The following is a 7,158-nucleotide window of genomic DNA, read 5'->3' on the forward strand; positions in this document are numbered from 1 at the left end:
CGACAGCAGGGCACCAGAAGTATTCCGGCATTCTGCGGGATATACGGCAGCAGTTTTTTGGCAATATGCAGCCCCTGACTGACACAACCATACTGTCCCTTATTCAGGTCAGCTTTCGGGTGATTAAGTCCGCTCATATCCTGAACATCATGCAGGCAGTGGTCAGCCTGAATCACATCATTGTATGCGCAGACGGCTCCACCCGGCGTCACCGTACTGCGGCGTGCCAGCTGCTTAATGCGCGGGTCCGGCCGGTCATAAGAGTCCGGTAAAGGAAGCCCCTCACCATAGGCCATGCCGTTGGACTGCCCGGCCAGTGCAACCACGTAGTAATACTCCGGCTCACTGGCAACAGTAACGCTGATATCACCGCCCGGAACCACCACCGGTGTGGTGACATCACCCTCTGCTGCAATGGCCTGAATAATTTTCATCCCGTTATCGTCATACGAAACAAGCGGCGAACCATATGGCTGCCACCCTTCATTTATTTTTTCTGTCAGTTTCTTTTGCAGTTCATCACCGCTGCTGGCAGAGACCAGATCGTAGTGTTTAAATGCCATTATTCCTCCCCTTTCCGGGACTGCGTCTGAACAGTGACGGGCTACAGGTTCAGCCACATGGCGAATCAAAGGGGAGAACCTCAGCCCACAAAACAAAAAAGGCCACGCAGTTGCGCAGCCCCATAAATTCTGATTAAAATCTGTACGTCTATAAAAACGTATATCTCATGCTATTGCCCGGCTCCCCGGGCTTTTTTTCGCCCATAAGAAAGCCCCTCCGGAGAGGGGCTGGTATTATCATCCACAAAACAATTATCTGCATGGTGCCGGGTGCCTCCCGGTGAATTCTGCAATGACCAGACAGAATCCGCAACTTGCCTGTACAATACGCAACCAAACATCTGTCATTATGCCCCGCCGCACAGGGGGATTCACCATGCAGGATTCTTTTAACAAAATCCCTGACAGCCAGACAACCATTAACAGTCTGAATTGTGAGGGATTTAACAATTAAAAAAGAAGAAATGGCACATTGTACTGGATTCGAACCAGTGACCGATTGCTCAGAAGGCAATTGTTCTGTCCTGCTGAGCTAACAACGCAGGATACCGATTATGGACCGCCATCGAGGACTCGAACCCCGCGCAGCCAGCTTCGAAGGCTGGCGCTCTATCCCGATGAGCTAATGGCGGTATGTGATGGTGGCCCTTGCTGGATTTGAACCAGCGACCTGGCGGTTATGAGCCGCTCGCTCTCACCACTGAGCTAAAGGGCCGGGCGCTGAATAATAACGGCACGTCACTAATTCTGCAATATCATCCGTTCTGACTGACTAAATCCTGTACTTCCCTGACCGTCTGCTCAAAACGCTCAGTCTCCAGCTCAACACCAATTGCACGACGTCCCAGCGCCATCGCTGCTTTCACTGTCGACCCCGACCCCATGAAGAAATCTGCAACCAGGTCTCCCGGACGACTGCTTGCGCTGATTATCTGCTGCAACATTTCTGCCGGTTTTTCACAGGGATGTTTGCCCGGATAATACTGCACAGGCTTGTGCGTCCAGACATCCGTATAAGGAACGGCTGCCGATACGGAAAAATAACGCCGCAGTGATTTGTACTCTTCCAGCAGGCTGGCATACTGCCGGTTCAGCTCACTGTATGTGCTGACCAGTTGGTGATGTGGCTTTTCCAGTTCTCCACGCTGATGTTTCTCTTCTGCCAGCCGGGCAAACAGCGCCTGTAATTTCAGATAATCGCTTTCGTTCGGTAGCTGCCACTGACTGGCACTGAACCAGTGCGACACCATGTTTTTCTTTCCTGTGGCATCAGCAATCTGTTTTGCCGTTATCCCCAGAGCCGCACGCGCATCACGAAAGTAAGAAATCAGCGGAGCCATCACATGCTGTTTCAGTGATCTGCCCTTCGCCTCATACCCGACATCTTTCGGGCGATACGGCCCCTGATAGTGTTCCGCGAACAGAATGCGCTCTGTGGCCGGAAAATACGCCCGCAGGCTTTCCTTGTTGCATCCGTTCCAGCGTCCGGACGGCTTCGCCCAGATGATATGGTTCAGCACATTAAAGCGTTCACGCATCATGATTTCGATGTCGGATGCCAGGCGATGGCCACAGAACAGGTAAAGACTTCCGGCAGGTTTCAGCACCCGCCAGAACTGCGCAAGACACTGATCCAGCCACTTCAGGTAATCCTCATCACCCGCCCACTGGTTATCCCAGCCCTCAGGCTTCACTTTAAAGTACGGCGGGTCCGTGACTATCAGATCAACAGAATTTTCGGGTAACGACCGGATAAATTCCAGGCAGTCGGCGTTGATTAACTCACAACTGGATATTTTTACAGTATTAAGCATGGATCATTAAGCCTGTCTCTGATAGGCTCATTCTGCTTTTGCGCAAAGCAGTGGGCCTGAGGTTTGCTTGTGAACCCAACGCATGAGCAGATGGCTGGTGAGTGCCCCTAACACCCACCAGCCGCCCATTTACCACAAATAAAAAAGCCTTCACTGTGGAAGGCGTCTGTAACAACCAAACTGATAGTCTGCCAGCCCCGCCATAACAAGCTGGGTCAGTATTAACTGGCAGCGTTCGCGTGAAAGGTATGTGTTCTGTGCAATCTCCCCGACTGTCGCCGGTTCGGTGACGCTCAATTCATTAAACACCACTCTGGCGGTTTCTGTCATATCCTGCTGTTTCAGCATGTCTTTTTCCCTTTACCGGTTAACGTGACACACCAATAACTCTTGTCAAAAAAGCCAGCAAGCTGAAAGACCGGTATTCGCAACCACCAGCGCATTTAACGTCCTGTACCGCTTTTCGGGCACAAAAAAAACCCGCTCATCGGCGGGTTTAAGCTGTGTGGCGTAGTAACCACTCTTAACAGGATATTCAACTTTTTACGATCGTAAAGCGTTCGGGGAAAATTTTTAAAGCCGCATCAGTCGTTCCACCAGTTGTTCTTTACGGGCAACGATCCAGCCGCGTTGTTCCAGATAAAATTTGAACCGTTCCAGAGTGCATACCATCGCATCGGCGGGTACTTTTTCCGTGAAGTCGACCTGACCGTGTTTATCGAAGTGGATCAGTAATGCGCATCCATCATTTTCGATAGATGTGTTTTGTGCTGCAGCTGGTTGTTTTCGGCTGAAATAACAATCTTCCAGTTTTTCGAACACTTCCCACGCCCGATCTGTTTCCAGCATTTTTGCGTGGCGGGCTGCGCCTCGTTCTGTCCAGAGGATGAGAGTGCGAGTTTTGGGAGATATGGTTTTTTGCGACTTACTTAAAGTAAGTCGCAAATTTTTTAATTCTTCACCCGCTGCTTTAAAAAAGTGCTTTCCTTCGACAAAACGCTCTTTGTTTCTGGTGAAGTTAACCTGGATATTCAGAATTTCGGTGCCATAAAGCTGCGCCAAAAGTTCGGTGGTAATAACAGGAATCTGGTTATGGCTGATCGGAGAGAGAGTTTCAACAGAGATTTGAGTTGTCATAATGACGCCCTCTAGTGGTTTCTAAACTATCACCACCGTCAGGTTCCTAATCATCGGGTGGTGAGACGTACAGGGTTAGGAACTACCGGGAAACCAACCGGCGAGCTTTTCAGCTCCCCCATACGCCCCACCATAATTCAGATGTGCGGGTGCATACGACAATAAAAAACACGCTCACGGCGTGTGTCTGTCGCGGTCTCTATCCGGGGTTCCTAATCCCGACGCCAGATTTTGCTGACGCGTGAGGAATATAGCCCCGGACAATGTATCTGGTCAAGCTCCTACATAATTCGTTCTACGTATCTGTCCATCTCCAGTCGGATATCAAGCATCATCAACATGCCATCAATAACCCCTTCCGCTTTCTGCAGGCGCTTGCCAATACAGGTATCCGAACACCCATGCTTTCGTGCCAGCCCCATAAAAGTCATTCCACCTACGTAATAATCCACCAACAAATCGTGCAAATCCTGATTTTTCTTGTTCAACCGGGCCATACAGCCACAAATTATCATTGCATCATCATCAGAACACTGAGGGCGTGATTTCACTTTCGGCGGGATTAATCCTTTAAAACCAGCAGCTATTGACGCCCATGACACATCTTCGTGATTGTTTGCAGCCCATGCTCCCCACCGCTCCATAACTTGCTGAATATCACGCACCATCGTTATCACCTGTAATTTCGTAAATCTTCACGCCCAACCGCCCACCAGGAACAAGCTGACCGCGCACAATATTAATTTCATCAAACTGCTCGTCGTCGATAAGCAACCCCGCATGTGTCAGTGCATCCAGTGGTGCCTTCAGGATATTGTCCAGGTCACGACGGCGCTTATCCGGTGGCTCTGCAGTAATTTTTATTGCCAGCCTTCCGGACAGGTTTAATTTCAGTCGCTGCTGGCGAACAATGAGCGCCACATCACGGTGATAACGCTCACCGGATTTTGATACAAAATATGTGCTGCCACGACGTCGCCAGTAGGTGTTCACCGTCGGCGGCCAGGGCAAAACAAACTCTGTACGCATCAGTCACCTCCTTTACCCAAGTACGCCTGTTGCAAAGGCGTGATCTAGAAAACGAAATATCAGCTCCAGCTGGGAACCATACTTCTCTTCAAATGCCACGGTATCCGCATGCAGCTCATCGTGGTGTTTTCTGCACAAAGGCAACACAAACAGGTCATGCGCTTTTGTACCCATCCCACCCTGACCATGACCAATCAGGTGATGCGGATCGTCGGCTGGCTTACCACAACACGCGCACGGCTGCGTCTTAACCCAGCGTGTGTATTTCTCTTTAATCCACCGACGACGTTTAGGTCGCTTCATGAAAGATTCCGGAGACTCCGGATCAACGGCAATGCTGACCACCATCTTTTCCTGTGGCGTGGTTTGTTGCTGGTGGGCGTGAGGCGGTGGTGCTATGTTTTTTGTCCGCTGCTTCAGGATGCTGGAGGCAGTCTGCGCTCCCGGTACGATGTCGCTTTCGCGGTACACAGAGTGGATTTTTTCTACGGGTAACCCCAGCGAACGGCGTAATACTGCCTCCGGTAGTGCGTCCGCCACCTGATTGCGGACCGCCCACCAGGATAATTCAGCCAGAGATAATTCACGCTCCTGCGTACCGCTTATTGCGTGACCGATGACGTCAATCATCCATGCTGACAGGTTTTGATGAGCAAGTTGCCCGAGTGATTCGGATGTCTGGTCACGCAGCTGGTTGTCGCAGTGCCAGCACAACACCATTGCGCCAGTACCATAACGGTGAATGACGGTTTCGCTGTGATGATAATCGCCGTGTGGCCACTGGCAGGATTTAATATGGCGTAACAGCCAGTCAGACAATGCACCAGCACCACCAGCAGCACGAATCACCCGTGCGTTACTGAAAAACGGCAGCAATGTTTTGTCTTCCACCAGCGGCTGGCGAACGGCAGGAACGACCCCGGACGGCAGATTACGCATGCTTTTCGGTTCCGGCTCCACCAGTACCCGGGTATTGTGGAATACCGGCATGGATTCACGGCCTGGCTTAAGGATCACCAGCCCGAGTTCAGGAACCAGAACAGGTCGAAGTAATACCCGCACGTTACCTCCAGATGCGTTGCTGGAATGTGCGGGACGGACGCGGTGGGCGTTCGGAGTAAGGAAGCCTGACGGAGATTATCCAGTGACGATAATCGAGGCTGAGGGCTTTCTTAATCTCGTATCCGTGTCTGCGGTAGCACTGAATTAGCCACTCGGCCTGTTCTTCAGTGCATGGGTCATGCTGGAACCAGTCAGATTTGAAAGTGCGGGAACGCCGCCCGTGCCTGCTGGCAAGGACGGCAGAATCATCAGAATTGTGTAATTTGGTATCGTGCGCCATCGGTTGTCTCTGCTGGCGCAGCAGGTGCCAGTTGTTCAGGCTGGCGTGCGAATTGTAAACCAGAATGCCAGGAAAAAACAAAACCCGCCGAAGCGGGTTAAGTGCGGGTGCGTTGAGGATGCCTGACACATCAGAGGTGGCGAGGGATTTCTCCCTCGCCTGGTCACTCTTACTTCTCAGGTTCGTAAGCTTTGAAGACAGCGACCTCCGTCTGGCCGGTTCGGATTCGTACCTCGCAGAGGTCTTTCCTCGTTACCAGTACCGTCACGATGACGGTTAAACAGATGACGATCAGGGCGATTAACATCGCCTTTTGCTGCTTCATAGCCTGCTTCTCCTTGCCTTTCGGCACGTAAGAGGCTAACCTACATTTGTGAGACATAGATTGGGCCTCAGATTAATGTTAAGCGTCTTGCAGGACGCCGAATGTTAACTGGGGCTTTTCTCTATCTGCCTTTGGTGTTCATGCCTGAGGCAGATAGCCTCAAGCACCCGCAGCAATTCTACTTAACTCTCCTTTTCCCGCAAACCGTTTTTATCCCCAGCGGCAAATCGAATACACCACCAGCTCACCGCCATTGCAATTCCTACCGTTGCGAATGCTTCAGGCCAGGTCATTGATTCACCTCCTGCGGCGGTTCTGGTAGAGGCATCCAGTGAGTTGCTTGCTCAATACCATTACCCGGCTTAATCGTTGCATCTCCGCGCCGAAAGGTGCTTCCGGTATAGCGTGCGGAGCATATTAGCGGTTCAACCAGAGAGCTATCGAAATTCACCGAAATAAGCACGTTCTGGCCCTTTTCAGGCATTCGATCACTACAGCTTATCCAACTATCCGGAGTTACCGGAGAGTTGCCAGTTAGCGTATTCTGCTCCAGTGATGCTTTTACAAACCACGCAGCCCGAACTATAACGTCATGAATCCAGCGCAAATCAGCATCACGATTTTCTTTTTTCATTTTTTCGCCACTTAAAGCCTTGCTGACGTGACTTTTAACCAGATTCTTATGTAATTCTTTTGCTTCTTTAATTGTGAAACCACCAGGCAGACTTGGCGCTTCTGCTTCCAGCGATGCCAGTGCAATTTTGAATAACTCCCCCTCTATCCGTGCCATTCCTGAATTAGGGTGACATTTCGCAATCGCGATTTTTAATTTAGCCTCTTCGATTAATTGCTCTTTGGTTAATTCAGTCATTTTTCATTACCGCCCTTTCGGGCGGCCTCCAGACATTAATCGTCGTAGTAACTCATGGCTTCATTTGCAGCATCAAC

General features: G+C 50.7%; 10 protein-coding genes and 3 tRNA genes. All 13 read right to left on the reverse strand.

The features are described from left to right. A partial coding sequence (locus tag C7B16_RS23425; RefSeq protein ID WP_143192630.1) for a DUF1737 domain-containing protein occupies nucleotides 1-563 on the reverse strand: 563 nt, incomplete at its 3' end. Between the two features lie 465 nt (nucleotides 564-1,028). Next, a tRNA-Arg gene (locus C7B16_RS23430) sits at nucleotides 1,029-1,105 on the reverse strand. A gap of 13 nt (nucleotides 1,106-1,118) precedes the next feature. Next, a tRNA-Arg gene (locus C7B16_RS23435) sits at nucleotides 1,119-1,195 on the reverse strand. 7 nt (nucleotides 1,196-1,202) lie between these two features. Next, nucleotides 1,203-1,278 (reverse strand) — tRNA-Ile (locus tag C7B16_RS23440). Nucleotides 1,279-1,318: 40 nt separating this feature from the next. Then, nucleotides 1,319-2,377, reverse strand: a complete 1,059-nt coding sequence (locus C7B16_RS23445; RefSeq protein WP_107180240.1) for a DNA-methyltransferase — start codon at nucleotides 2,375-2,377, stop codon at nucleotides 1,319-1,321. A 150-nt stretch (nucleotides 2,378-2,527) separates the two neighbouring features. Further along, nucleotides 2,528-2,725 (reverse strand): hypothetical protein, encoded by a 198-nt coding sequence (locus tag C7B16_RS23450; protein WP_000917767.1) that lies wholly within the window; start codon nucleotides 2,723-2,725, stop codon nucleotides 2,528-2,530. Between the two features lie 225 nt (nucleotides 2,726-2,950). Beyond that, nucleotides 2,951-3,514: an ORF6N domain-containing protein gene (locus C7B16_RS23455; RefSeq protein WP_107180241.1), complete on the reverse strand. Its 564-nt coding sequence runs from the start codon at nucleotides 3,512-3,514 to the stop codon at nucleotides 2,951-2,953. Between the two features lie 281 nt (nucleotides 3,515-3,795). After that, nucleotides 3,796-4,179 carry an antiterminator Q family protein gene (locus C7B16_RS23460; RefSeq protein ID WP_001345623.1) on the reverse strand — a complete coding sequence of 128 codons (384 nt, stop codon included), beginning with the start codon at nucleotides 4,177-4,179 and terminating at the stop codon, nucleotides 3,796-3,798. Beyond that, the gene (locus C7B16_RS23465; protein WP_107180242.1) at nucleotides 4,172-4,543 is read right to left on the reverse strand and encodes a RusA family crossover junction endodeoxyribonuclease; all 372 of its coding nucleotides are present in this window, start codon (nucleotides 4,541-4,543) and stop codon (nucleotides 4,172-4,174) included. Before C7B16_RS23465 ends, C7B16_RS23460 begins: the two co-directional genes overlap by 8 nt. A 12-nt stretch (nucleotides 4,544-4,555) precedes the next feature. Then, nucleotides 4,556-5,605: a DUF968 domain-containing protein gene (locus C7B16_RS23470; RefSeq protein ID WP_107180243.1), complete on the reverse strand. Its 1,050-nt coding sequence runs from the start codon at nucleotides 5,603-5,605 to the stop codon at nucleotides 4,556-4,558. 1 nt (nucleotide 5,606) lies between these two features. Continuing rightward, complete coding sequence (locus C7B16_RS23475; protein ID WP_107180244.1) at nucleotides 5,607-5,885, reverse strand: hypothetical protein; 279 nt, start codon at nucleotides 5,883-5,885, stop codon at nucleotides 5,607-5,609. A gap of 169 nt (nucleotides 5,886-6,054) precedes the next feature. Continuing rightward, nucleotides 6,055-6,210 carry a type I toxin-antitoxin system toxin HokD gene (gene hokD, locus C7B16_RS23480; RefSeq protein WP_201796504.1) on the reverse strand — a complete coding sequence of 52 codons (156 nt, stop codon included), beginning with the start codon at nucleotides 6,208-6,210 and terminating at the stop codon, nucleotides 6,055-6,057. Between the two features lie 289 nt (nucleotides 6,211-6,499). Then, nucleotides 6,500-7,081, reverse strand: a complete 582-nt coding sequence (locus C7B16_RS23490) for a DUF551 domain-containing protein (protein ID WP_107180246.1) — start codon at nucleotides 7,079-7,081, stop codon at nucleotides 6,500-6,502. Nucleotides 7,082-7,158: the final 77 nt, after the last annotated feature.

The sequence above is a fragment of the Escherichia sp. 20412-1 genome (assembly GCF_003027595.1).
Taxonomy (GTDB): domain Bacteria; phylum Pseudomonadota; class Gammaproteobacteria; order Enterobacterales; family Enterobacteriaceae; genus Escherichia; species Escherichia marmotae.

Bases quoted from the DNA above. Each gene is read 5' to 3' on its own strand.
- C7B16_RS23445 (WP_107180240.1), bottom strand. From the start codon at position 2,377: ATGCTTAATACTGTAAAAATATCCAGTTGTGAGTTAATCAACGCCGAC.
- C7B16_RS23475 (WP_107180244.1), bottom strand. From the start codon at position 5,885: ATGGCGCACGATACCAAATTACACAATTCTGATGATTCTGCCGTCCTT.
- C7B16_RS23450 (WP_000917767.1), bottom strand. From the start codon at position 2,725: ATGCTGAAACAGCAGGATATGACAGAAACCGCCAGAGTGGTGTTTAAT.
- hokD (WP_201796504.1), bottom strand. From the start codon at position 6,210: ATGAAGCAGCAAAAGGCGATGTTAATCGCCCTGATCGTCATCTGTTTA.
- C7B16_RS23490 (WP_107180246.1), bottom strand. From the start codon at position 7,081: ATGACTGAATTAACCAAAGAGCAATTAATCGAAGAGGCTAAATTAAAA.
- C7B16_RS23455 (WP_107180241.1), bottom strand. From the start codon at position 3,514: ATGACAACTCAAATCTCTGTTGAAACTCTCTCTCCGATCAGCCATAAC.
- C7B16_RS23465 (WP_107180242.1), bottom strand. From the start codon at position 4,543: ATGCGTACAGAGTTTGTTTTGCCCTGGCCGCCGACGGTGAACACCTAC.